Genomic DNA, 26,442 nt, shown 5'->3' with positions numbered 1-26,442 from the left:
TTTAATCCTCCTAATTATAATATGAATATTTTTTCTCTAACCTATTAAATATTTTAGTTAGAATTCCTATTAACAGTAGATATATTATGCCTATTAAAAACAAGGGAAGGAGAGAAGCGTCTCTGTTACTTGCAATTTTACCAGCTCTTAAAAGTTCACCTATGCCAACTACATAAACTAAGGATGTATCTTTAACTAAAGTAATAACTTCATTAGCAATTGAAGGCAAAGTCTTTTTAAATGATTGAGGAAGAATTATCTTTTTAAAGGTAAACCATTTTGAAAGACCTAGGATTTTACTTGCTTCAAATTGTCCTCTATCAATATCTTTTATACCAGACCTAAATATTTCGCCAAAATAAGCTGCGTAATTTAAGGTGAATGCTATTATGGCAGCTGGGAATCTATCTATGCTAACTCCTATTATTGGTAGTCCAAAAAATATAAATATTAGTTGTAATAATAAAGGGGTTCCACGCATAACTAAAACATATAAAGATGATATAAAGTTTACTATTTTAATATTTGATAATCTAAGTATTGCAACTATTATTCCTAAAGGAATAGATAAAAGTAGTGTTAATATAAAAACACCTAATGTATTTTTTAAGCCTTCTATTATTGAGGGCATTAAAGTAATAATATAATTCAAAGTTAATACCTCCTTATTTCTCTAAATCTTTTCCAAACCATTTATTAGATATTTTAGCTATAGTTCCATCTTCTTTCATATCTTCTAAAGTTTTATTTAAATGGTCTATTAAATTAGAATTTTTTCTAAGTCCTATGCTATAACTTTCTTCCCCTAAGTCTTCAGTAAGAACATGAAATTTACTAGGGTCATTTTTAAAAATATAATACTGAGCAAGAATTTCATCACAAACAACTGCGTCACTTCTTCCAGCTTCTAAATCCATAAAGCAATCATTAAAGCTATCAAAAAGTACAGGCTCTCCATTTTTAAAGGATTTAGTTAGTTTTGGTCTTTCAAATAGAGTGTCAAGAGAGCTAGAACCATCTTGAGTAGTTACAGTTTTCCCTTTTAGATCATTTAAGGTATTTATATTAGAATTAGAAAGGGTAACTATAACTTGTCTATTTTTTAAATATGAATTTGTAAATGCAACTTTTTTTTCTCTTTCATGTGTCATGGTGTATCCATTCCAAATCAAATCTATATTTCCATTAGTAAGTTCAGTTTCTTTCATTGACCAATCTATTGGTTGAAAAATAACTTTTAAATTCATACGCTTAAAAGCTTCTTTTGATAAATCAACATCAAAACCAACTATGTCACCTTTTTCATTTTTAAAACCCATAGGAACGAAAGTGTCATCTATTCCTATAATCACTGTGTTACTATCCTTTTTAGTTTCTATTTTCTTTGAGGAACAACCAGAAATAAGAATAGATAAAATTACTATGCTAATTAATAAAAATAATAACTTTTTCATATCTTTCTCCTTTCGATTTATTACACTAATACTTTACCATGATGAAGTAATAAAGTCAAATGAGAAATGAAATAATTTTATTTAAATATTGACAAAACGTTGCATTTTAGAGTTTATATAATATAATAAATTAGAGAGTTATGTAATTTTTTATTTATAGGTGGTGAAACTAAATGGAAGATAGCCCTCGAGAAGATAGGTGCAATTTTAAATTAAATATTATAAGAAAAGAGGGAAGTTATTTTCTAGATTAGATTAAACTTATAATATACTTCTCCTTTTCTTAAAAATGAAATTTAATTTTAAAATTTTTTTAAAATTAAAAAGGAGGAGAGCTGGATGAACAAATTAACAATGTTTTTATACAGTAACATAATCAATAAGAAAATATATGATGAATTCAATGAAGTCCTAGGAGTTTTAAAGGATGTTTATGTAACTACAGAGGATGGTTATCCAAGAATTATAGGATATAAAGTAAAGAGAGATGGAGTCATATTTGATTATGAGTTTAAAAATATAGATTTTTATCAAAAAGATAATGGGAAATTTAAAATACAAATAAGGGGGAGTAGAGAGATATTACCTAGAAATTATAGCTATCTTTTATCTCAAAATTTATTAGATAGAAAAATAGTAGATATAAATGGAAAAAAAGTAGTTAAGGTTGATGATTTAAGAATAGTAAAAATAGCAGGTGAGTTTAGGGTAATAGCTGTTGAAACTGGAAAGATAGTAAAGTTTAGACGTAATGGATTAGAGGGATTAGGAAAATTATTAGCTAAAGTTTTTAAAGAAAAGTTTCAAGAAAAAGTTATTATGTGGGAAGATGTTGAGTCTTTAGAAATGATTAATGATAACTTAAAGTTAGCTATTCCATATAAAAAGCTTCAAAAATTACATCCAGCTGACTTAGCAGATATACTTGAAGAACTTGATGCCATAAACAGAAAAAAAGTTTTCGATAGCTTAGATGAAGATTTAGCTGCAGATACCTTAGAAGAAATAGAACCAGAAGTACAAAGTAGTATAATAAAGGGACTTTCCCATTCTAAAACTGCAGAGCTTTTTGAAAATATTCCAAATGACGAAATAGCAGACATTATAGATGAACTAGATGAGGAAGAAAGAGAAAAAGTATTAATTGCCTTAGAAAATGAAGACGCAGAAGAAGTTAAAGAGCTTATGGGATATTCAGATGAATCTGTAGGTAGTATAATGAACAAGGATTTTATATCTTTTAATTTAGATCTTACTGTAAAAGAGACTATAGAACTTTTAAGAGAATTAGATGCAGATGAAGAAGTTATGTACTATGTTTATATAACTGATGAAGAAGATAGATTAAATGGAGTTGTAACTTTAAGAGATTTAATAATGAATGAAGAAAATAAGAGACTTAAGGAAATTATGCACACATCTTCCATAAGTGTTAATATAGATAGTACTATAGAGGATGCCATAGAAAAATCAACAAAGTATGATTTAATATCTATTCCTGTTGTGGACTATGAAGAAAAATTAGTTGGTATGGTTCTTATTCACGATATAGTTGATGAATTAATTCCTAACAACTTAAAAAGAAAATTTAAGAAAAAGTACACAGATTAGTTGACAAATTTTAATAAAAGAATATAATAAAGTATATAATTCGTATCAAAATAGTCGGATAAATGTTGTGATAAAGTAAAGTATTATAAGGATAGGTCACAGAGAGAAAGTGGGGCTGGAAATCTTTCACCAAAGCTTTATAAGAAGTGCGCTTTTGAACAGGAATTTCGAAAAGTTATAAGTAGAAATTTTCGAGTATCACCCGTTAACGTGATAGAGTATTTATAGTACTTGATTAAGTGAGGTCTTTACCTAATTAGAGTGGAACCACGGAGTAAAAAGCTTCGTCTCTAAATAGTGTAAGGCCTTTTTATTATATTTTTAAGGAGGAAATTTATATGGTTTTTAACAGTCTTTTAAGTTTAATAGGAAACACACCAATATTAAAAGCAAATAATTTATTTGAAGGGAATAATGTATTTGTTAAGCTTGAAAAATTTAATCCAGGAGGAAGTATAAAAGATAGAGCAGCTTTAGGAATGATAGAAGAAGCTGAAAAAAATGGATTATTAAAAGAAAATGGAGTTATAGTAGAACCAACTAGTGGAAATACAGGAATTGCCATAGCTATGATTGGTAAAATTAAAGGGTATAAAGTTATTATAACTATGCCAGAGACAATGAGTAAAGAAAGAAGAGATATGATCAAAGCTTATGGTGCAGAGATAATTTTAACTGAAGGAAGCAAAGGAATGAAGGGAGCTATTGAAGAAGCAGAGAGGTTAGCTAGTACAAAGGGATATTTCATGCCTCAACAGTTTTTAAATGAAGCTAATGCTAAAAAACATTATGAAACTACTGCGGAAGAAATAATAAGAGATATTCCAGACTTAGATGTATTTATTGCAGGGGTAGGAACTGGAGGAACTATTACAGGAGTAGGAAGAAAATTAAAGGAATATAATCCTAATATAAAAATAGTTGCTGTAGAACCTAGTGATTCAGCTGTATTATCAGGAGAAAATTCTGGTCCTCATAAAATTCAAGGAATAGGTGCTGGATTCATACCAAAGATATATGACTCATCAGTAGTTGATGAAATAATAAAGGTTAAAAATGAAGATGCATACACTATGGCAAAAAACTTTGCTGATAAAGAAGGGGTTTTAGTAGGTATATCTTCTGGAGCTGCACTAAAAGGAGCAAAGGATATTTTAGAAAATATAGCAAAAGATAAAAAAGTGTTAGTTATAGCACCTGATGGAGGAGAAAAATATTTTTCAACAGGGCTATATGAGTAATTTGTAGGAGTGAAAATTTTGTTCAAAAATTTAAAATATGATATAGAAAATGTTATGAAAAATGATCCAGCGGCTAGAACAAAACTAGAGGTTTTATTGCTTTACCAAAGCATACATGTTTTGATATTTTATAGAATAGCACATGGACTATATAAGATAAAATTATTTTTTCTAGCACGATTAATTTCTCAGTTAGGAAGATTTTTTACAGGTATAGAAATTCATCCAGGGGCAAAAATAGGAAAAGGACTTTTTATAGATCATGGAATGGGTGTTGTAATAGGAGAAACTGCAGAAATAGGAGATAATGTAACTATATATCATGGAGTTACTCTTGGAGGAACTGGAAAGGACAAGGGTAAGAGACATCCAACTATAGGGAATAATGTTATTATTGGATGTGGAGCTAAAATTTTAGGGCCTATAAGTATAGGCGATGGAGCAAAAATAGGAGCAAACTCTGTAGTATTAAAGAATGTTCCAAAGGGAAAAACTGCTGTTGGAATTCCAGCAGTTATTAAAAATTAATTTATAAATATGCCAATTTTTATTATTTGGTTTATAATAAGACTATATATAAATTTTATTAGTTAGAGAAAAATTAAAACCATATGTTTTACATTTACTAACTAAAAATTTAATATAGTCTTTTTTAGTTTGAGGTGATAATTTTTGAAGGAAAAGATTTTAGAGTTTTGTAAATCTTTAGGATTAGATACTGTGGGATTTGTAAAGTGTAGAAGATTTTCAGAACTTGAAGAGGTGTACAATATAAGAAAAGATAAAGGGTTTGAAAATGAGTTTGAGGAACAGGATATAGAGAAAAGAGTGAATCCTAATGTGTACATGGAAGACGGGAAGACCATAATAACAATTGCTTTTCCTTATTTATATAATGAAGACTATGTTGATAATGGATTTTCAGTTTATACTAGAGGAATGGACTATCATTATGTTGTCTCTAATTTCCTTAAGAAGATAAGCGAATATATAGAGTCTTTAGGGGGACGGGCAATTTCTTTAGTTGATAGTAATTCATTACCTGAAAGATATATTGCATACTTAGGTAATATAGGATTCATAGGTAAAAACAATATGCTAATCACTAAAAAGTATGGTTCCTATGTGTTTTTAGGAGAAATAATTACGGATTTAGAAATTCAGTGTGAAGAAGAAAGAACTTTAGAGGAATTAAGAACTCATAAGGAATGTGGTACCTGTGAGATATGCTATAAAAATTGCCCAACTAAGGTTTTAAATAGAAGTAAGATGAAAAATACTAATTCATGTATGTCTTATATAACTCAGAAAAAAGATATAGAAGATAAATATTTAAAACTTATGAAGGGAAGAATATTTGGATGTGATAGCTGTCAAAAAGAGTGTCCATATAATAAGGAAATAACTTATACAAATATAGAAGATTTTAAACCTCTTACTTTTATGCAAAAGGATTCTTTTGAAGATTTTCATCAAATAAGTAAAAAAGAATTTAATGAAACTTTTAAAAAGACTTCTTGTGGATGGAGAGGTAAAAATACAATTTTAAGGAATATAATGATTAAAAAGGTCTTAATTAATAAGGAAGATATATCAAACTATCAATTAAATTCTGAAAGTCTTAAAAATTTTAGAAATAGACTTTTAAATTTTTATGATGTATAATAATATATTGTTAAAATTTGATACAGGAGGTAAAGTTATGTTTACTCGTATAGGAGCTAATATATTAGTTAGATTACCGGATAGTATTTTTAAACCAATAGCAGGAAAGTTAATCGGTGGATGTTTAAATAAATATGCTGACCTTAATGTTTATGGACTTGATAAAATAAAGAAGGAAGAGGGTCCATTTATATTTATAGGAAATCATTTAAGTAATGCAGATGGATTAGTTTTAGATAAGGTTTTACAAAAAGAATATGATCCATATTTTATTGCTGGAGTAAAGCTAAATGATGAGGCTTTAACTAATATAGGTACAAGATTAGTTAAAAATATAAAAATAAAGCCAAATTCAGCAGACAGAGAATCCCTAAGCAAAATTGTTAAGGCTGTTAAGGGTGGAGAAAATATAGTTATTTTCCCAGAAGGAACAAGAAGTAGAAATGCAAAAATGATAGAAGCTAAAAAGGGAATTATACTTATAGCAAGATTAACAAAGGCCAAAATAGTACCTTTTGGAATGACTGGAACTGAAAAGCTTATGCCAATAAATGATGAAAATATGGGAGCAGAAAAGTTTCATCATTCAAAGGTTAACATAAAGTTTGGAACTCCTATTGACCTTCCAAAAAAAGAAAAAGATGAAGGAAAGCATGAGTATGAAGAAAGGGCTTTAAATTACCTTATGAAAAATATAGCCAATCTTTTACCAGAAGATTATAGAGGGGTATATAAGGATTAGGGGGATATACTATGAAAAAGAGAACTAAAGAGGTATTAGAAATATTAAAAGAAGAGTATCCAGATGCTAAATGTGAGCTAAATTATGAAACTCCCTTTCAACTTTTAGTTGCTACTATTTTATCAGCACAGACTACGGATAAAAAGGTTAATGAGGTAACTAAAGGGCTTTTTAAAGACTATCCAGATGTAGAATCTTTTTTAACTATAAGTCAAGAGGAACTAGAGGATAGAATAAAGCAAATAGGACTTTATAGAAATAAAGCTAAAAATTTAATTATGATGGTTCATCAATTAAAAGAAAATTTTGGTGGAGAAGTTCCTAAAACTATGGAAGGAATAACTTCTTTAGCTGGGGCTGGAAGAAAAACTGCCAATGTGGTTTTATCAAATTCCTTTGGAGTTCCATCTATTGCAGTAGATACTCATGTATTTAGAGTTTCAAATAGAATTGGCTTAGCACATTCAGATAATGTACTTGAAACTGAAAAACAACTTCAAAAAGAATTACCTAAAAAAGAATGGTCCTTAACCCATCATCTTTTAATTTTTCACGGGAGAAGATGTTGTATAGCTAGAAAGCCTAAATGTGATATATGTAAGATAAATAAATACTGTGATTATTTTAAAAATAATAGATAAAAAGCTACACAAAATAGTGTAGCTTTTTTTTATTTGCTAGCTTCTTTTTTATTATATAAAAATATAGAAAAAGATGCTAATAAAATTAAGACATATCCTATTAGGGATATTTTATCTGGTATATCTCCAAATAATACAAAGCCTATTAAGGCTGTGAAAATAACTTGAGTATAGTCATAAATTGAAATATCTCTTGCTGGAGCATATTTATAGGCAGCTGTTAATGCAAATTGAGCACAAGAAGCGGCAACCCCTGCAAGAATTAAAAATACAAATTGTTCTAAGCTAAAGGTTTCAAATTGAAATAACATAATAGGAAAAGTAGTTACTATTGAGAAGAAAGAAAAGAAGAAAACAATAGTAGCTCCCTTTTCTTTACCACCTAAGTATCTAACAAAGGTATAAGCACCTCCAGCAAAGGCTGCTGAACAAAGTCCAATTATAGCAGGAATAAAGTTACTTGCTAAATTCCCAGAAGGTCTAACTATAAATAAAACTCCAGAGAATGCAGCTAAAAGACATATTATATGAATTGGTTTTAATTTTTCTTTTAGGAATAAATAAGAAAATATAATAACGAAAAACGGACTTAATTTATTAAGAATAGTAGCATCTGATAATATTAATCTATCAATTGCATAGTAATTAGCCCAAATTCCTAAGGTTCCTAAGGCAGAACGTCCTATAAGAGCAAGTCTATTTTCCTTGTGTCCAAAAAGTAAGGCATTATCTTTTTTCACTAAATAAAATGCCACAAAACAACTAACTAAGTTTCTAAAGAAACTTTTTTCTATTGATGGTAAATCACCGGATAATTTTACAAATGTACTCATAAGAGCAAAACTAAGTGCTGATATGGTTATTAAAATTATACCTTTTGTTTTATTATTCATTTAATCCTCCTATTAAATTGTTGAAATTTTTATAATAACATTTTAGATGTTAAAAATAAATAGGTCAATATTAATAATATATAGTAATTTTATGAAGAAATGAATAAATTTTTGAAAAAAGAGGTATTTTTACTTATTTTAAATATTTATTTAATATATAATAGAAGTACTATGCTAAATAAGAATGGGGAAAATTTAGATATGTTAATTGGACTTTTTAACAATTTAGGTATTAAAGAGAAAACATTAAAAAGAATAGCAATAGTCACAGTAATATTACTTAGTTTATTTTTTATAAAAGGGTTAAATTTAATTTGTGCCTTAAATAGAGATTTGTTTAAGGATGTAAGTGTAGTTTATGCTGCTGAAGAAATTATAGTAATGACTCAAATAATTCTTTGTATTATGATATTATCTATATGCTTTATATATTATAGAGGACTTAAACGAAAAGAGTTCTTTGGTATATCCCTTGTTTATGTAAGTATTATTACTGAAATGATTTTTATAGTCTTAACAGGAAAAATAGTTGAAAATCAGGTTTATGACTTGAATTTATTTAGTTTGTTATTTAGAGGGATATTACTACTTTTAGCTGTTTTATGCCTTGAAAATTTTGATGCTTTTATAAGGAAATATAAAAAATTAACCTTAGTATTTGTAATATTGGTAACGATTATATTACAAATATTAAATGTTAATTATAACATAGGAATATATACATATAATTTTATATATAATTTAACTTTAGTTTTAATAGTTTTAACATATATATCTTGTATAATATTTTGTTTAGTTAGAATTTTTCAATTTAGAGAAATAACTTATTTAGTAATAATGATAAGTGCTTCACTTATGTTATTAAAATTAGTTTATGGCCTTTCTTTAAGTATAACTAATAATAATCTTATAAAAATAAACATTGTATTTTTTAATTTTATATCATTTATGAGCTTTGTATTTGGTATGTTTTTTGATTTACTTCAAGTTATAAAAAATAAAAATTTTATGCAAGAAGAACTAAGTGCATTTTTTAACCTAATAGAATTTGATTGTAATAGTGAAGTTGTAGTACTTAGTAACAATTTAAAAGTTCTTTATGCAAATGAAAAATGTAGAAGTAAGAGAATATCACCTAAAAATAGAGAAAATAAAACTTATATTGATTTAGAAAAACAAATTAAAGGATTTTTATATGATAAAAATATAATTTGTATAGAAAGTGTGCTTAGAAATTCTAAGGAATGGAAAGGTATAATAAAGTTAAATGAAGAGGATGAAGTTGTAAAAGTAAATCTTCAGAGAATAAAAAAAGAAAAAAATCTTTATTATGTACTTAGAATTAATGATATAACAGAAGAATACAAAATGGAGAAAAATTTAAAATTAGAGGAGCAAAGGCTTAGAGGAGTTACTGAAAATATAAAAGATTTAATATTTACAATTGATGTTGAAGGAAAAATAAGCTATGTAAATAAAGCAGTAATAGATGTTTTAGGATATAGTGAAGAAGAATTAATAGGAAAAAATTATTATGATTTATTATTAGTTGAATCTAATTTAAATATAATAGACAGCAAATATTTTAATGAAGATAAGATTTTAACAATAGATAAGGTAAGATCTAAAAAAGGGTTGGTTCAATTAGAATCCATTTCTAGTAGAATTAAGGATAATAAAAATAATACCTTAGGATGGGTAAGAGTTGCTAGAAATATAGAGGATGTAAGAGAAATAGAAATATTAAAGAATAAATTTGAAGAAATAAAGCAATATGACAAGGTTAGAAGTGAGTTTTTTGCAAATTTATCTCATGAGCTTAGAACTCCTATTAACATAATATATTCATGCATACAGCTTTTAAACACTAGTAAAAAGAATAAGGCAAACTTTGCTAATTTATATGATAAGTATGAAAAAACTTTAAAACAAAATTGTTTTAGGATGTTAAGGCTTGTAAATAATCTTATAGATATAACAAAAATAGACTCTGGTTTTATTAAGATGGACTTTATTAATTATGACATAATAAAGCTTACAGAAGATATAACTATGTCTGTAATTCCTTATGTAGAATCTAAGAATATAGATATAATCTTTGATACTAATTGTGAGGAATTAGAGATAAGATGTGACCCAGATAAAATTGAGAGAATAATTTTAAATTTATTATCTAATGCCATAAAATTTACAGAGCCAGGTGGAAAAATAGAAGTTAGTATTTTTGCAGATGAAACTTGGGTAGATATAAGGGTTAAGGATACAGGTATAGGAATTCCATCACACATGAAAGAATTTATTTTTGAAAGATTTATACAAAATGATAAATCCTTAAATAGAAATAAAGAAGGAAGTGGAATAGGATTATCCTTGGTTAAATCCTTAGTGGAATTACATGAAGGAAAAGTTTTCTTAAGAGAAAGTAATGAATCAGGTAGTGAATTTTCAATATTACTACCTAATGTGAAATTGGAGAATGATGTTTGCGAAAATGGAAGCTTAGATTATAAAACAGAGGTTGAAAAAATATCAATAGAGTTTGCTGATATTTATGAAATATATTAGGAGATTTAATAAGTTTAAATGATTTCATAAACTTTCTATTTTAAAAAGATAATGATATAATATTAAGGGCTTGTTTAAAAAAGACAAGTCCTTAATTATTTCTATTTGGAGGTAAAAATATGAAAGTTGGAGTAATAATGGGAGGCATTTCTTCAGAAAGAGAGATATCAATACAAAGTGGCAATTCTGTAGTTCATGCCTTAGATAAAGATAAATATGAAGCTATTCCTATAGTTTTAAATGAAAAAGAAGATTTAATAGAGAAGGTTAAAGGAATTGATTTTGCTCTTTTAGCTTTACATGGAAAATTTGGTGAAGATGGAACTGTTCAATCTGTTCTTAAAACTTTAGGAATACCATTTTCAGGATGTGGTCCATTAAGTAGTGCTATATGTATGGATAAGGACATGACAAAGAGAATTTTAGCCTTTGGAAATGTTAGAACAGCAAGATGGGTAATGGTTTCATCAGTAGATGAAATAGACTATGAAAAAATAGAAAATTTAGGTTATCCAGTATTTATAAAACCTAATAATGGGGGATCATCAGTTGCTACAACTTTAGTTGAATCTAAAGAAGCAGTTAAGGATGCTGTGTTAGAAGCCTTAAAATATGATACAGAAGTAATGATTGAAGAATACATTAAAGGTGATGAGATAACTTGTCCTATAATTGATGGAAAAATGTTACCTGTTTTAGCTATAAAACCAAAGGGAAAATTCTTTGATATAGCTTCAAAGTATGAAGATGGAGGAGCAGATGAATTTATAGTTAAATTAAATGAAGATCTTCATAAAGAAGTAGAAAAAATGGCTTTAGAAACTTACAAGTTATTAAAGTGTGATGTATATGCTAGGGTAGACATGCTAGTAAAGGATAATATTCCATATGTATTAGAAGTAAATACATTACCTGGTATGACAAAGAATAGTTTATTCCCTAAAAGTGCAGCAGGAATAAATATGAGTTTTGAAGAACTTTTAGATACAATAATAGAAAAATCTTTAAAGGTTAATAGAGAATAATTTTATTTAGTAACAACTTTCCCTGTAATATTATATTTTATATAGTAAGAACTACTTTGCAGGGAGAGTATTAATGCAAGATAAAAATCCATTAAGTACATTTGGTCCAGATTTAAATGAATTTAGCAGAGATGTTAATTTCTTAACACTAGCTAAAAATTCAGATTTTATTTATTTAAGAGCTTCAGGCTCTGGAACAGGTAAACTAAGAATTGATAATAAGTTTTTAGAGTTTGCAAAAGAGTGCAGAAGATTAGGAATTCCATGTGGTGCATATCATTTTGCTAAACCTTCTAAGGATTTAGATAGTGCTGTTATTCAAGCAGATCAATTTATTGATGTTTTGCAACAGGGTTTTGGAGATGGGGACTATGGAGATCTATTTCCAGTATTAGATGTGGAAACTCCTACAGATAAATCCTTAACTACTACAGAGCTTGTAAATTGGATTGATAGATTTAGAGATAGATTTGAAGAAAAAACTAGAAGAAGATTAATGTTATATACAGGATTATTCTTCATAGGTCTCTATGATGATTTTAAAGTTCCAGGAAAGGGATACCCTTTAAGTGATATGCCTTTATGGATTGCTATGTACACTAGAATTCCTTCTAATCCAAGGATTCCACCAAATGTTGGAGGATGGAAGAGATGGACTATGTGGCAATTTACTGATGAAGGAAAATTAGATGGAGTTGGAAGTCCGGTAGATTTAAACTGGGGGCCAAATAGCATAGATAGTTTAATGCCACCTTCTGCAGTTACTGGACTAAACGCATATATATCTGGTAATAAAATATTTGTTAATTGGACAGCTAATAAAGAGGATGATTTAAATGGATATAATGTTTTTGTAAATGATAATTATGCAGGAACATTACCAAGAAAAGCAACTAAAATTGTAATTGATAAAAGTAGATTTTATCTTCCAAAAGGAAAGCCAATAAGAATATCAATAGAAGCTTTTGATATTACTGGAGATTTTTCGAAAGAAAGAACTGAATATGTTTTAGATAATAATGGTGAATTCCTAGGATAGATTGGTTTTTATGTTAAATAGAGTTAAATTTTTTTAGCTCTATTTAATTTTTCTCCAAAAGCTATAAAAATTTTGTTATAATAAGAAATGTTATTATATTGTAATAATTTTTAGTAATATTTAGATTATAGTTTTTTTAGAAGGTTTTAGAGAGGAGAGTAATTGTGAAAGAAGAAAAGAAGAAATCAAGCACAGGCTTACTTAAAAGCAAAAAGAAAATAATAATATCAATAGTTATTGTATTAGCAATTATAATAGGTTCTATTGTTGCATATATAGTTAGTATTCAGAAAAAAGTTGAAGAGTGGAATGATAAGATATATCCTAACGTATATGTTGAAAATGTAAATTTATCAGGAATGACAAAGGAAAAGGCCATTGAGGTTTTAGAGAAGGATGTAAAAGAACCTGTAGAACATAAAACTATAAAAGTTCAGGCGGCAGATAAAAGTATTGAAATAAAATATTCTGATTTATCACCAGAATATAATATAGATGAAACTGTTAATGAAGCTATGAATTATGGAAAAGATTTAAATCTTTTTGAGAAAAATAACCTTATAAATGGAAAAGATAAAAAGGAATTAAATTTAGATTTTAAATATGATGAATCTAAGTTAACAGATTATGAGAAAAAACTTACTGAAATGGTAAATCAAAATGCTAAAAATGCTACCATAAGTATAAATGGTAGTAATATAAGTGTAATAGAAGGCGAAGATGGAAGAGCCATAGAAGAAGATAAAATGGTTTCTTTAGTAAAAGAAGCTATAAATGCAAATCCAGAGGATAATTCAGTTGTGGAAGTACCTGTAGAGGTTACAAAACCAAAAATAACTAAGGAAATGCTTTCAAAAATAGACGGCGTTATAGGAAGTTTTACAACAAGTTATACAAGCTCAGATGCTAATAGAAGTGCTAATGTTGAAATTGCAGCTAAAACGGTTAATGGAACTATTTTAATGCCAGGAGATACATTTAGTTATAATAATACTTTAGGGGAAAGAACCACAGCTAAGGGATATAGAGATGGAGCGGCTTACGTAGGAAATAAAGTAGTAATGGTTACTGGTGGAGGAATCTGTCAAGTTTCTACAACATTATACAGAGCTGTTTTAAGAGCTGGAATAATGCCAACAGAGAGACATAATCATAGTATGACAACTACTTATTCAGGCCCAAGTGAAGATGCTACAGTTTCATGGGGATCTTTAGACTATCAATTTAAAAACCCTTATGATTTCCCAATATATATACAAGGATATACAAGTAATAAACATGTAACATTTAATATATATGGAAATGTACAAGGTATGGATGGAAAAACTTATGAATTACAAACTGTAGTAAATGAAACTCTAAAACCATCAGTTAAAACAGTTGATGATCCTAATTTGCCAGAGGGACAAAAAGTTGTTGAGCAAAGACCAGTTACAGGATATAAGTCATCAGGATATTTAGTAACTTATCAAAATGGAAAAGAAATAGATAAGAAATTAATAGGACATGATGTATATAAACAAAAGGATGAAATTATAAAGGTTGGAACAAAAAAAGCTGAGCAACCAAAGCAAGAAGCACCAAAACAAGAACAGCCAGCTACTGCAAAGCCAGAGGAGCCAAAACAAGAGGCAACTCAGCCATCAACATCACAACCTGCTACAAATCAAGCACCTGATGCAACACCTCAAACACCTAATGCAGGGCAAACACCACCAGCGCAGTAAAATGCAGGAATAAATTAAAAGATAAAATAAATAATTTTTAGTTTTAAAGTGAATTAAAAATTTATTTTAAAACTTAAGCCATAAAATAAATTTAATATGCTAAAAGGGGGAGAGGTTAATAAATTAACTCTCTCCTTTTATTTTGGGAGGAGAATTTATGAAGTATAAAATGATATGTATAGATATGGATGGTACATTATTAAATTCAAAGAAAGTTGTAAGTGAAGAAAATAGAATTGCATTAAAAAAAGCTTATGAAAAAGGAGTACACATAATAATATGCACAGGAAGAAATCCTAAAAATGCAATATATTTTTCAGAATTTTTAGGAGTAAACTGTGCTGTAATAGCTAATAATGGAGCTTGGGTAATTGATGAAGATAAGGAAGTTATAATATCAAAGGATGTTTTAGATGAAAATCAATGTATGGATATTATGAGCATATGTAAAGAGTATAAAGGGGTTCCTAGTTTTCATTCAAGGGATAGTGTGTATTGGCCATCAAGATTTAGAAAATATTTATGTGATATTATTTTGAATAAAAAAATACCTGAAAAATATAGAGTTAAGAATATTTATGTGAAAGAAAAAGAAGAGTGGAGAAAGGTCTTTAAAAGCAATAACATAGGTAAGTGTATAATAATAGAATTAAATACTAAAAAGCTAAAGAAAATAAGAGAAAATTTAATTAAAAAAGGTAATTATGAAATTACTCAATCAGGAAGATATGCCTTAGAAGTAAATAATAAAGGGGTATCAAAGGGAAGGGCTGTAAAGGCTTTAGCAGAGGAATATAAGATAAAAAGAGAAGAGATTATATGTATAGGTGATAATGAAAATGACTTATCTATGATTACTTATGCAGGCTTAGGTGTTGCTATGGGAAATGCCATAGATTCTTTAAAGGAAAAAGCAGATTATATAACTGAAAGTAATGATAAAAATGGGGTAGCAAAGGTAATATATGAATTTGTATTAAAGAATGATTAACTTGCATTTTATTTCATTAGATAATATCATATACTTGTGACTTAACTTAAAAATTTATAATTTTTTACATTTATTTGGAGGGACAAAGGTGAATCTTAATATAGTATTATATCAACCAGAAATACCACAAAACACTGGTAATATAGCAAGAACATGTGTTTTAACAAATTCAAAGCTTCATATAATAAAACCTATGGGCTTTGTTATAGATGATAAACATTTAAAAAGAGCTGGATTAGATTATTGGAGTCAATTAGATCTTGAAATTCATGAAAGTTATGAAGATTTTATGAAAAAGTATGGAGATAAGAAAATTTACTTATCAACAACTCATGCTGAGGATCATTATGATGAAGTAAAGTATGAAGAGGGAGCTTTTATAATGTTTGGAAGAGAGTCAGCTGGAGTTCCAGAGGACGTTCATAATGCTCACCATGGAATAAAAGTACCAATGATAAATACAACTACTAGGAGTTTGAATTTATCAAACACAGTAGCTATTATAGCTTATGAAGCTTTAAGACAAATTGGATTTCCAAACATGAAATAAGGGGGAAATATATTTTGGATAAAATAAAGATCATAACAGATAGTACCTGTGACTTATCTAAGGAGATTATAGAAAAGTATGACATAGACGTAATGCCTATGTTAATAAACTTTGGAGAAGAGAGCTATTTAGATGGAGTTGAAATAAAAGTAGACTCTATGATGGAGAGAATTGAAAGAGAAGATACTCTTCCAACTACAGCTCAAATAGTTCCAACTAGATTTATAGAGAAATATAAGGGTTACTTAGAAGAGGGATACAAAGTTATATCTATACATATATCATCTAATATGAGTGGTACTTATCAATCAGCATGTTTAGCTAAAGCTGAGTTAGAAAGTGATGATATAGTTGTAATAGATTCAAGAAATGTAACAGTTGGACTTGGATTAATTGTATTAAAAGCAGCTAGATTAATAGAATCAGGAATAACTTTAGAGGATTTAGAAAAAGAAATTTTAGAATACAGGAATCATATTAAAAGTACTATAGCCTTTGAAAGTTTGGACAACTTAGTAAGAGGGGGAAGACTTTCAAAAGGGAAAGCTTTATTTGTTAATGCCTTAGGCATAAAACTTATGCTTAATGTACTAGATGGGGAAATGAATGTTCAAGGAAAAATAAGAGGAACTAAAAAGATGGTAAAGGCTATGATTGAACAATTTGATTCAATCCCTAAAAAAGAAGGAGAGCCTATTATATTAGTTGAACTTGAAAATGAGGACATTTACTTACCTATAAAGGAATATTTAGAAAATAATAATATTGAATATTTAAAACTTCCTCTAGGATGTTCAGTAGCAATTCATTCTGGTCCTAAAGTTTGTGCATTATTTTATGTAGAAGAATATTAAAAGAAACTCCTAAGGGAGTTTCTTTTTTTTACATAAATTTTCTTACTTAAAGAAATAATAATTTTGACTAAAAAAATAGGAGGACTAAAAATGAAATTAAAAAAAACGTTTAAAGTTTTGGCTTTGCTTTTAGGAGTAACTTCAATAATTGCTGGGTGTGGTGCAAACAATTCATCAGCTTTAAAAAAAGTAGATGTTATAGAAAAACAAGTTTATAATTTTGCTTTAGTAAAAGATGACTTTTCTAATGAGGAAAATTATTTTACTGACTTAGCTGTAGATGGATTAGAGAGAATAAAAAAAGAATATGGTGCTAGAATAGAAGTTTTTGATACTAATTCATCAGAGGATTATGAGAAGAGACTTAGAGAAGCAGCTCAAAATAATGACTTAACTTTTGCTTCAGCCTTTAAATTTCTAGAGAGTTTAAATAATGTGGCTAAAGATTATCCAGATAAAAACTTTGCTATAGTAGATACTGTATCAGACCTTCCAAATGTAAAATCTATAGATTTTAAGGATGAAGAAGGTGCATTTCTAATGGGAATAATAGCTGGTAATACTACTAAAACAAACAAGGTAGGTTTTATAGGTGCAATAAAGGAAGAATTAATAGAAACATTTTTATCAGGATTTATGGCTGGACTAAAGGTTTCAAATGAGGAAGCCTATAAAAATATAAGAAAAGGAAATTTAGTTCAGTACATAGGAAACTTTAATGATCAAAAGAAAGCAAATGATATAGCTAAAAAAATGTATGATGAAGGGGCAGATATAATATTTGAATCAGCAGGAGAAGCTGGAAAAGGACTTTTTAAAGCTGCTAAGGAAAAAGGAAAGTATGCTATTGGAGCTGATATTGATTGGGCAGAAAGATTTCCAGAGTATGCTGATGTTATATTATCATCAATGATAAAGAATCTAGATGATGCAGTATATACTACAGCAAAAGAAGTTATAAATAGTGATTTTAAAGCTGGCCCAAAGAATAAAATGGAAATAGGGCTTAAGGATAATGGAATTGAGATAGCTAAGACAACAAGCAATTTAGTTTCTAAAGAAGTTTTAGATAAAGTAGAACAATATAGAACTTCTATTATACAGGGAGAATTTAATGTGCCAAAGACCTTAGATGAGGTTGAAAATTTTAATATTAAGTAAAAGCAATATAAATATGAAGGTTGACAAAAGGTATATAAGTGTGTAATTATAAAGTGAAAATAAAATAAGAGCATTAGGTGTTTAGTAACTTAATAGGGAAAGTTAAAAACTGCAGCCCCCGCTACTGTTGATAAGGACGAGAACAAAAAGCCACTGTGATAAATAGTCATGGAAAGGATTGTTTTAGGATGATTTATTAGCCAGGAGACCTGCCTAGTATGCTATTCTTATTGTTTCGGAGGGAAGCATTATATAAGTTTAAAAGTATGTAAATTATTTTAACTGGTGGGGATAGTTATCCGTACCAGTTTTTTATTTTGAAAAAATATTTACAGAAAGAATGAGTATAAGCTTTTCTAAAGATTAATTAGAAATAGAGATTTCTAATTAAAAATTTTAACTCTATTTAATTAAGGATCAATTATTCTAAGGTTATACAAAGATATTATGTTTTAGTATAATTATGAAAAATTGAAATTATAATTTATGTTTTGTTGGGTATGAAATTTTATTTAATATTAAAAGTATAACTTACTAGTTAATAGATGCCTTATAATGTAGAGAGAAGGAAAATAATATTAATTAGGAGGGTAAAATAATTATGAATTTTACTAAGGAAAAAAAGAGATTAGATGTTAAGAGTTTGTGTTTTTCAGCTATACTTATAGCAATAAGTGTTATATTAGCTAACTTCCCTATATTCTCTAGTATAGCATTAGATTCAATGCCAGCTTTTGTTGGGGGAATAATAATATCACCTGTAGTTGGAGGAATAATAGGACTTTTAGCTCATTTATTTGTAGCTTTAAGAACAGGATTTCCTTTAAGTTTACCAGTACATATTTTAGTAGCATTAGAAATGTTTGTTGTTGTATACATAACATCAATAATATTTAACAGAGGAAAAGTAATTTTAGCAGGAATTGTTGGTACTCTTTTAAATGGAATAGGATTTACTTTTATAACAGGAGTATTTATGTATTTTGTTTTAGGAGGAATGAATCCTGTAGACTTTTTAAAACTTTTAGGATTACCACTTACTTTAGCAAGCTTAGTTAATATAGTTATAGCATTTATAGTAAGTAAGGGATTAAAAAATGCAAATATACAAGTTTAGAGACTTAACTGTATTAGAAAATGAAAAAAATAAACTAGTAATAGCTTGCGATAGTTGTGGTGGAATTGGTGAAAATGAAGGAGACTTTGTAAAAGCCGAAAATGAGATTGTATCATATTTCTCAGCTAGAGTATGTCTTTTTGAGCTTTTAGCTTTTAGGGCAAAACCATTAGTAATAGTTAATAACTTGGGTATGTCTATGAATAATGGAGGAGAAAAAATAATACAAGGAATCAATAGAGCCATAAAAGAGTATAATGCTGAGGACTTTTTCTATGAAAAATCCAATTTATCAGAGTGTGTAACAGGAAGCACAGAGGATAACTTTAAAACTATTCAAACCTTTTTGGGATTAACTATAATAGGAGAAAAAGAAGAAAACTTAAAGGTTAATTTTGAAAAGGGAGATTCCATTTGTTTATTAGGAATACCTAAAGTTGGACAAGAAGTTTTAGAGGATATAAATAATAATATTGGAGAAATCGTTACTTTTAAAGACTTTAAGATTTTAATGGATAATAAGGATGTTAAAGATATATTACCTATTGGATCAAAGGGGATTATTCATGAAATAAGTGAATTAGAAAAGAGTAATAAAATAAGGATAAACTTATCCTATGAAGGTGATTATTTAAGAAAATCAGCAGGACCTGCTACAGCTTTATTATTTATTTTAAGAAATAATTCTTTAGAAGATATAAAGAGAAAAATAAAAACTCCTATAATAAAAATAGGAAATATTATTTAAATTAAATATAAAAATAGTAAGGGCATTTATCAAAGCTTAATAAAACTTAAAAAATATTCTTAAAATCATTAGATTTTCCTAAGAAGTTTTGTAAGTTTTATTAAAAATTATTTTGGTATATGCCTTTCTTTTATAATTAGCTAAAATTTTAAATTATTGAAAAATAATTTTATTTGATGGATAATTATATAAGAAAGGTTAAAAGATAAAAGTAATAGGTTAGAATTAGATAATTTTAGGTGATATATATATGTTAATGGATTTTAATTTGAATTTAACCCAAGAGCAAAAGCTTATTATGACCCAGCAAATGCAACTTTCAATAAAACTTTTGCAAATGTCAACATATGATTTAAGAGAATATATTGAAAAAGAATTTTCAGAAAATCCTGTATTAGAAGCTCAGTATGAGGATATTAAAGAGGTATCAAAAGAGCAAGATAGATTAGAATATAAAGAGTTAGTAAAATATTTAGAGTCAGATAACTATGGTTCTCAAAGTTATGGTGAATATGATGAGGAAGGAATATCACCTTTTACTTTCATAAGTAAGCCAGAATCTTTAACAGATTATTTAGAAGGTCAAATATTAGAACTACCCATAGACGAATATATGAGAAGTGTATGTAGTTATATGGTCGAGTGTTTAGATCAAAAGGGATATTTAGATATAAAAAAAGAAGAATTAATGAATGAGCTAGAGTGTTCTGAAGAGACTTTTAATAGGGCTTTAATAGTTATTCAAAACTTAGAACCTGCTGGTATAGGGGCAAGAGATTTAAAGGAATGCTTAGAAATTCAGTTAGAAAGAAAAGGTGAAAATGACCCTATAGTTAAAGAGATTATAGATAATCATTTAGACGATTTAGCAGATAATAGATATCAAGTTATTGCAAAGGATTTAGACATTACTCCTAAAAAAGCACAAGATTATGGAGATTTAATAAAAACTTTAGAACCAAAACCATCAAGAGGCTTTTACACTGGTGATGAGGTGGGATTTATAATTCCTGATGCGGAAATAAGAAAGATAGATGGAGAATTCCTTATATTAATGAAGGATGGAGTTTTACCTATGCTTTCAGTTAACCCTTTATATAAAGATATATTAAAAGATAGTACTAATGATAAAGAGGCTACAGAGTATGTAAAGGAAAAAATAGATAAAGCTATGTTTTTAATTAAAAGTATAGAACAAAGAAAAAGCACTCTACACAAAGTTCTCCAAAAAATACTTGAAAAGCAAAAGGATTATTTTGAGAAGGGTGAAAAATATTTAAAACCTATGACTTTAAAAGAAATAGCTGAGAAGCTAGAAATGCATGAATCAACTATTTCAAGAGCCATAAGAGATAAGTATATTTTAACTTCCATGGGAACAATAAAGATAAAGGATCTTTTTGTAAACTCAATAAGTAATAAGGAAAAGAGTCATGGAGAAGAAGATGTTACAGTTATAAATATAAAAAAGGCTTTAGAAGAAGTAATTAAGGAAGAGGATAAAAGGAAGCCCTTATCAGATCAAGCCATAAGCGAAATTTTAAAAGAAAAAGGAATGGCTATTTCAAGAAGAACTGTGGCAAAATACAGAGAAGAGTTAGGCATAAAGTCATCTAGCAAGAGAAAAAGATTTTAAAATAGAAAAGAATTTCTATCTTGTGGTAAATGAGGTTATAAAGTGCTTATTTTCAGTGAAAATATAGAGAGACTGGGTAATATCTCTATATTTTTTTATATTTTTTAAAAAAATAAGAAAAAATTTTCTAAAAACCCTTTAATTTTTTCTTAATATGTTTTATAATAAACGTGCGGGACATTTGAGAAGCGAGTGGGACTTAGAGTGTCCAAAGGAGTTGTTAGATTTGCTAGAGATTTTAAAATTGCAAAAGATAATAGTTCCTGAAATGGTAGAACTATTAGTTAAAAGATACAATATAATCAGAACAATTTATTATAATCAGCCAATAGGTAGAAGAGCTTTGGCAAACAATTTAAATTTAGGTGAAAGAATTGTAAGAACAGAAATAGGTTTTTTAAAATCTCAAAACCTTATACAAATAAACACTCCAGGTATGTCTGTAACCCAAGAAGGAGAGTTCATGTTAGAATCTTTAAAGGGATTTATACATGAAATAAAAGGGCTATCTAATCTTGAGAAGCAATTATGTGATATGCTTCATGTAAGAAATGTAATTGTTGTTCCAGGAGATTGCAGTGAGGATGAAAACACTATAAAAGAGCTTGGAAAAGCCGCTGCAAATTATTCTAAGAATATCATTAAAGATGGCTATACTATTGCTGTTACTGGTGGAAGTACTGTAAAAGAAGTTATAGACGAATTACCAGAAATGGCAAACCTAAAAAATGTGTTAGTGGTGCCTGCAAGAGGTGGTATGGGTAAGAAGGTTGAGACGCAGTCAAATACATTAGCTGCAAATTTAGCTAAAAAGTTAAATGGAACCTATAAAATGCTTCATGTTCCTGATAATATAAGCAAAGAAGTAATGGATGCTTTAATGAAGCAGGAAGATATGAAGGAACTTATACAAAATATTAAAAATGCAGATATGCTAATATATGGTATAGGTCAGGCTAAAAAGATGGCTAACAAAAGAGGAGTGCCTAAGGATCAAATAATAAAGTTATTAGATTTAGGTGCTATAGGAGAAGCTTTTGGATGCTACTTTAATGATAAGTCAGAAGTTGTTTATGTAATGCCAACTTTAGGGGTTACAATAAATGATCTTAGAAAAATAAAAAATCACATAGCTGTAGCTGGTGGTAAGAATAAAGCAGAAGCTATTTTAACTACTGTTTATGGCAATGAAAATGCCGTTCTTATTACTGATGAAGGAGCAGCTAATGAAATTTTAAATTTTTTAAATAGAGATGAATAAAAAAATATGAAATCTCTAAAAATAACTTTGTTTAAAATATTTTTAAATATTTTATATATAAAAAACAACATCTTTTAGGAGGTATTTATAATGGTAAAAGTAGCTATTAACGGATTTGGAAGAATAGGAAGATTAGCGTTAAGATTAATGATCGACAACCCTGAGTTTGAGGTTGTAGCAATCAACGACTTAACTGATGCTAAGACTTTAGCACACTTATTCAAATACGATTCAGCACAAGGAAGATTCAATGGTGAAATAGAAGTTAAAGAAGGAGCTTTCGTAGTTAACGGAAAAGAAATCAAAGTAACTGCTAAAAGCAACCCTGCTGAATTACCATGGGGAGAATTAGGAGTAGACGTAGTATTAGAGTGTACTGGATTCTTCGCATCAAAAGAGAAAGCTTCAGCTCACTTAACTGCTGGTGCTAAAAAAGTTGTTATCTCAGCTCCTGCTGGAAACGACCTACCAACAGTTGTTTACAACGTAAACCACGACATATTAGATGGAAGCGAAGATGTTATCTCAGGTGCTTCATGTACTACAAACTGCTTAGCTCCAATGGCTAAAGCTTTAAATGATAACTTCGGATTAAACAAAGGTTTCATGACTACAATCCACGCTTACACTAATGACCAAAACACTTTAGATGCTCCACACAAAAAAGGAGACTTAAGAAGAGCTAGAGCTGCTGCTGCTAACATAGTTCCAAACTCAACTGGAGCTGCTAAAGCTATCGGTTTAGTTATCCCAGAATTAGCTGGTAAATTAGACGGAAACGCTCAAAGAGTACCTGTAATAACTGGTTCATTAACTGAGTTAGTTTGTACTTTAGATAAAAAAGTAACAGTAGAAGAAGTAAACGCTGCTATGAAAGCTGCTTCAAACGAATCATTCGGATACACTGAAGATCCAATAGTATCATCAGACGTTATCGGAATAAGCTTCGGATCATTATTCGATGCTACTCAAACTAAAATAATGGAAGTTGACGGACAACAATTAGTTAAAGTTGCTTCATGGTATGACAACGAAGCTTCATACACTAACCAATTAATCAGAACTTTAAAATGCTTAGTTTCTAAGTAATTTTTAAAATTAAATATTTAGACTGATTATATAAAAGGGTCTGGTTTTATAGTTAAAGCTATGAGGCCAGACTACTTTAACATATAAATGATTTTTGTTTATATTAAAGGTAATTATAAAATATTATTTAAGAGGTGAATATAATGAACTTCAATAAAAAGACTATAGAAGACGTTCAAGTAAAAGGTAAAAAAGTATTAGTAAGATGCGACTTTAACGTTCCATTAAAAGATGGTGTTATAACTGATGAAAACAGATTAAACGGAGCTATGCCAACTATAAAATACTTAGTTGATAACGGCGCTAAAGTAATCCTTTGCTCACATATGGGTAAACCAAAAGGAGAAGCTAAACCAGAATTCTCATTAGCACCTGTAGCTAAAAGATTAAGTGAAATGCTTGGTAAAGAAGTAGTATTTGCTGCTGACGACAACGTTGTTGGAGAAAATGCTAAAAAAGCTGTAGCTGAAATGAAAGATGGAGACGTAGTTTTACTTCAAAATACAAGATACAGAAAAGAAGAAACTAAAAATGGTGAAGAGTTATCAAAAGAATTAGCTAGCTTAGCTGAAATGTTTGTTAACGATGCATTCGGTACTGCTCACAGAGCTCACTGCTCAACAGTTGGAGTAACTGAATACTTAAAACCAGCAGTATGTGGATACTTAATTCAAAAAGAGCTTAAGTTCTTAGGAGATGCTGTAGAAACTCCAGAAAGACCATTCGTTGCTATCTTAGGTGGAGCTAAAGTTTCAGACAAGATAAACGTTATAAACAACCTTTTAGAAAAAGTTGATACTTTAATAATAGGTGGAGGAATGGCTTACACATTCTTAAAAGCTCAAGGATATACTGTAGGAAGTTCATTAGTAGAAGAAGATAAAGTTGAATACGCTAAAGAAATGTTAGCTAAAGCTGAGGAAAAAGGTGTTAAATTATTATTACCTGTAGATCACAGAGTAGCTAAAGAATTCAAAGATGTTGAAGCTGTAGTTACAGAAGATCAAAACATTGCTGAAGGATTCATGGGATTAGATATCGGACCAAAAACTGAAGCTATCTACGCTGAAGCTATAAAAGATGCTAAAACAGTTATCTGGAACGGACCAATGGGAGTATTCGAATTCGAAAACTTCAACAAAGGAACAATAGCTGTTGCTAAAGCTATGGCTGAAGCAGATGCTACTACTATAATCGGTGGTGGAGATTCAGCTGCTGCTGTAAATATCTTAGGATTCGGTGACAAAATGTCTCACATCTCAACTGGTGGTGGAGCTTCATTAGAATTCTTAGAAGGAAAAGTATTACCAGGAATAGCTGCTTTAAACGATAAATAATATTATAAACCTTAAAGTAGATATTTAGATTGAAGTATAAAGATTGTTGTTTTATAAAAAAATAAGACTAAGTTCAATGAAATTTATTTTTCATTGAATCTTAGCCTTATTATGCTAAAAGTTAAGAAAATCTTAGGCTTATTATTTAATATTTTCAAAGCTTTTAGAGAAATAATATATAGTAGGGGATTGAGCCTTATATATATTATTTAATATTTAAAATATTAATAGAGGTGAATATAGATGAGAACTCCAATAATCGCAGGAAACTGGAAAATGCACTATACAATAGACGAGGCTGTTAAATTAGTTGAAGAATTAAAGCCATTAGTTAAAGATGCTAAATGTGAAGTTGTTGTTTGCCCAACTTTTGTTTGCTTAGACGCAGTTAAAAAAGCTGTTGAAGGAACAAACATAAAAGTAGGTGCTCAAAACATGCACTTTGAAGAAAAAGGAGCATTCACTGGAGAAATCGCTCCAAGAATGTTAGAAGCTATGAACATAGATTACGTTATAATTGGACATAGTGAAAGAAGAGAATACTTCAACGAAACAGATGAAACTTGCAACAAAAAAGTTAAAGCTGCTTTCGCACACAACTTAACTCCAATCCTTTGCTGTGGAGAAACTTTAGAGCAAAGAGAAAACGGAACTACTAACGACGTTATAAAAGCTCAAATCACTGCTGATTTAGAAGGATTAACTAAAGAGCAAGCTGAGAAAGTTGTTATAGCTTACGAACCAATCTGGGCTATCGGAACTGGAAAAACTGCTACTTCAGACCAAGCTAATGAAACAATAGCTGCTATAAGAGCTATGGTTGCTGAAATGTTCGGACAAGAAGTTGCTGATAAAGTAAGAATCCAATACGGTGGATCAGTTAAGCCTAACACAATAGCAGAGCAAATGGCTAAATCAGACATCGATGGTGCTTTAGTTGGTGGAGCTAGCTTAGTTGCAGCTGACTTTGCTCAAATCGTAAACTACTAATAAATATTAGTAATTAAATAGTAGCAATAGGCAAGTAATACCAATTGTCTATTGCTATTGTTTTTTAATTAGGTACACATTATAATAAATGTATAAATAGAAATT

Annotated in this window: 24 protein-coding genes, 1 riboswitch and 1 other annotated feature; of the genes, 21 read left to right on the top strand and 3 right to left on the bottom strand. The window is 28.8% G+C overall.

The window, feature by feature from the left end; all coding sequences use genetic code 11:
• Nucleotides 1–10: 10 nt before the first annotated feature.
• Nucleotides 11–652, bottom strand: coding sequence for an amino acid ABC transporter permease (locus tag CPF_RS07450; protein WP_003481390.1), 642 nt, complete (start codon nt 650–652; stop codon nt 11–13).
• 13 nt (nt 653–665) lie between these two features.
• Nucleotides 666–1,454 (bottom strand): amino acid ABC transporter substrate-binding protein, encoded by a 789-nt coding sequence (locus CPF_RS07445; RefSeq protein WP_011590753.1) that lies wholly within the window; start codon nt 1,452–1,454, stop codon nt 666–668.
• Nucleotides 1,455–1,793: 339 nt separating this feature from the next.
• Between CPF_RS07445 and CPF_RS07440 the strand changes: the two genes are divergently transcribed.
• From CPF_RS07440 to nth, 6 genes are all read left to right on the top strand, one after another.
• Nucleotides 1,794–3,065: a magnesium transporter gene (locus CPF_RS07440; protein WP_003477931.1), complete on the top strand. Its 1,272-nt coding sequence runs from the start codon at nt 1,794–1,796 to the stop codon at nt 3,063–3,065.
• 58 nt (nt 3,066–3,123) lie between these two features.
• Nucleotides 3,124–3,360: a binding site (T-box leader), on the top strand.
• 43 nt (nt 3,361–3,403) lie between these two features.
• Nucleotides 3,404–4,306 (top strand): cysteine synthase A, encoded by a 903-nt coding sequence (cysK, locus tag CPF_RS07435; protein ID WP_011010388.1) that lies wholly within the window; start codon nt 3,404–3,406, stop codon nt 4,304–4,306.
• A gap of 18 nt (nt 4,307–4,324) precedes the next feature.
• A complete protein-coding gene (gene epsC / locus CPF_RS07430; protein WP_003450775.1) occupies nt 4,325–4,834 on the top strand; it encodes a serine O-acetyltransferase EpsC in 510 nt (169 codons plus the stop codon).
• Between the two features lie 144 nt (nt 4,835–4,978).
• On the top strand, nt 4,979–5,971 hold the full coding sequence (gene queG / locus CPF_RS07425) for a tRNA epoxyqueuosine(34) reductase QueG (protein ID WP_011010387.1): 993 nt from the start codon (nt 4,979–4,981) through the stop codon (nt 5,969–5,971).
• A 37-nt stretch (nt 5,972–6,008) separates the two neighbouring features.
• The gene (locus CPF_RS07420) at nt 6,009–6,713 is read left to right on the top strand and encodes a lysophospholipid acyltransferase family protein (RefSeq protein ID WP_003477926.1); all 705 of its coding nucleotides are present in this window, start codon (nt 6,009–6,011) and stop codon (nt 6,711–6,713) included.
• Between the two features lie 11 nt (nt 6,714–6,724).
• Entirely contained in the window at nt 6,725–7,354 is a 630-nt protein-coding gene (gene nth / locus CPF_RS07415; RefSeq protein ID WP_011590752.1) for an endonuclease III, read from the top strand.
• A 29-nt stretch (nt 7,355–7,383) separates the two neighbouring features.
• On the opposite strand, the gene CPF_RS07410 is transcribed toward nth, so the two are convergent.
• Complete coding sequence (locus tag CPF_RS07410) at nt 7,384–8,247, bottom strand: DMT family transporter (RefSeq protein ID WP_011590751.1); 864 nt, start codon at nt 8,245–8,247, stop codon at nt 7,384–7,386.
• Nucleotides 8,248–8,346: 99 nt separating this feature from the next.
• On the opposite strand from CPF_RS07410, the gene CPF_RS07405 reads away from it, so the two are divergent.
• From CPF_RS07405 to tpiA, 15 genes are all read left to right on the top strand, one after another.
• Nucleotides 8,347–10,812, top strand: coding sequence for a PAS domain-containing sensor histidine kinase (locus tag CPF_RS07405; RefSeq protein WP_025647990.1), 2,466 nt, complete (start codon nt 8,347–8,349; stop codon nt 10,810–10,812).
• 119 nt (nt 10,813–10,931) lie between these two features.
• Nucleotides 10,932–11,837, top strand: coding sequence for a D-alanine--D-alanine ligase (locus CPF_RS07400; protein ID WP_003481378.1), 906 nt, complete (start codon nt 10,932–10,934; stop codon nt 11,835–11,837).
• A 73-nt stretch (nt 11,838–11,910) separates the two neighbouring features.
• Entirely contained in the window at nt 11,911–12,876 is a 966-nt protein-coding gene (locus CPF_RS07395; protein ID WP_003481377.1) for a glycoside hydrolase family 25 protein, read from the top strand.
• 164 nt (nt 12,877–13,040) lie between these two features.
• Nucleotides 13,041–14,603 carry a VanW family protein gene (locus CPF_RS07390; protein WP_011590749.1) on the top strand — a complete coding sequence of 521 codons (1,563 nt, stop codon included), beginning with the start codon at nt 13,041–13,043 and terminating at the stop codon, nt 14,601–14,603.
• 157 nt (nt 14,604–14,760) lie between these two features.
• Nucleotides 14,761–15,594, top strand: a complete 834-nt coding sequence (locus CPF_RS07385; RefSeq protein ID WP_003473016.1) for a Cof-type HAD-IIB family hydrolase — start codon at nt 14,761–14,763, stop codon at nt 15,592–15,594.
• A gap of 88 nt (nt 15,595–15,682) precedes the next feature.
• Nucleotides 15,683–16,144 (top strand): tRNA (cytidine(34)-2'-O)-methyltransferase, encoded by a 462-nt coding sequence (locus CPF_RS07380; protein WP_003450463.1) that lies wholly within the window; start codon nt 15,683–15,685, stop codon nt 16,142–16,144.
• A 14-nt stretch (nt 16,145–16,158) separates the two neighbouring features.
• Nucleotides 16,159–16,998, top strand: coding sequence for a DegV family protein (locus tag CPF_RS07375; protein ID WP_003470185.1), 840 nt, complete (start codon nt 16,159–16,161; stop codon nt 16,996–16,998).
• 90 nt (nt 16,999–17,088) lie between these two features.
• Nucleotides 17,089–18,159: a BMP family lipoprotein gene (locus tag CPF_RS07370; protein ID WP_003470182.1), complete on the top strand. Its 1,071-nt coding sequence runs from the start codon at nt 17,089–17,091 to the stop codon at nt 18,157–18,159.
• 58 nt (nt 18,160–18,217) lie between these two features.
• Nucleotides 18,218–18,391: riboswitch (cobalamin riboswitch) on the top strand.
• A 369-nt stretch (nt 18,392–18,760) separates the two neighbouring features.
• Entirely contained in the window at nt 18,761–19,276 is a 516-nt protein-coding gene (locus tag CPF_RS07365; protein ID WP_003450471.1) for an ECF transporter S component, read from the top strand.
• Complete coding sequence (locus tag CPF_RS07360) at nt 19,257–20,024, top strand: hypothetical protein (RefSeq protein WP_011590748.1); 768 nt, start codon at nt 19,257–19,259, stop codon at nt 20,022–20,024. The genes CPF_RS07365 and CPF_RS07360 overlap by 20 nt, the downstream gene beginning before the upstream one ends.
• A gap of 250 nt (nt 20,025–20,274) precedes the next feature.
• The gene (rpoN, locus tag CPF_RS07355; protein ID WP_011590747.1) at nt 20,275–21,660 is read left to right on the top strand and encodes an RNA polymerase factor sigma-54; all 1,386 of its coding nucleotides are present in this window, start codon (nt 20,275–20,277) and stop codon (nt 21,658–21,660) included.
• A 226-nt stretch (nt 21,661–21,886) separates the two neighbouring features.
• Nucleotides 21,887–22,921 carry a sugar-binding transcriptional regulator gene (locus CPF_RS07350; RefSeq protein WP_003450474.1) on the top strand — a complete coding sequence of 345 codons (1,035 nt, stop codon included), beginning with the start codon at nt 21,887–21,889 and terminating at the stop codon, nt 22,919–22,921.
• Nucleotides 22,922–23,011: 90 nt separating this feature from the next.
• On the top strand, nt 23,012–24,010 hold the full coding sequence (gene gap, locus CPF_RS07345) for a type I glyceraldehyde-3-phosphate dehydrogenase (RefSeq protein WP_003460339.1): 999 nt from the start codon (nt 23,012–23,014) through the stop codon (nt 24,008–24,010).
• A 143-nt stretch (nt 24,011–24,153) separates the two neighbouring features.
• Entirely contained in the window at nt 24,154–25,347 is a 1,194-nt protein-coding gene (locus tag CPF_RS07340) for a phosphoglycerate kinase (RefSeq protein ID WP_003450483.1), read from the top strand.
• Nucleotides 25,348–25,590: 243 nt separating this feature from the next.
• Nucleotides 25,591–26,337, top strand: a complete 747-nt coding sequence (gene tpiA / locus CPF_RS07335) for a triose-phosphate isomerase (protein WP_003450470.1) — start codon at nt 25,591–25,593, stop codon at nt 26,335–26,337.
• The last annotated feature ends 105 nt before the right edge of the window (nt 26,338–26,442 follow it).

The sequence above is a fragment of the Clostridium perfringens ATCC 13124 genome (genome assembly GCF_000013285.1).
GTDB classification, from domain to species: domain Bacteria; phylum Bacillota; class Clostridia; order Clostridiales; family Clostridiaceae; genus Sarcina; species Sarcina perfringens.
The sequence above is the reverse complement of the archived record's forward strand: the minus strand, read 5'-3'. Positions and strand labels throughout refer to the sequence as shown.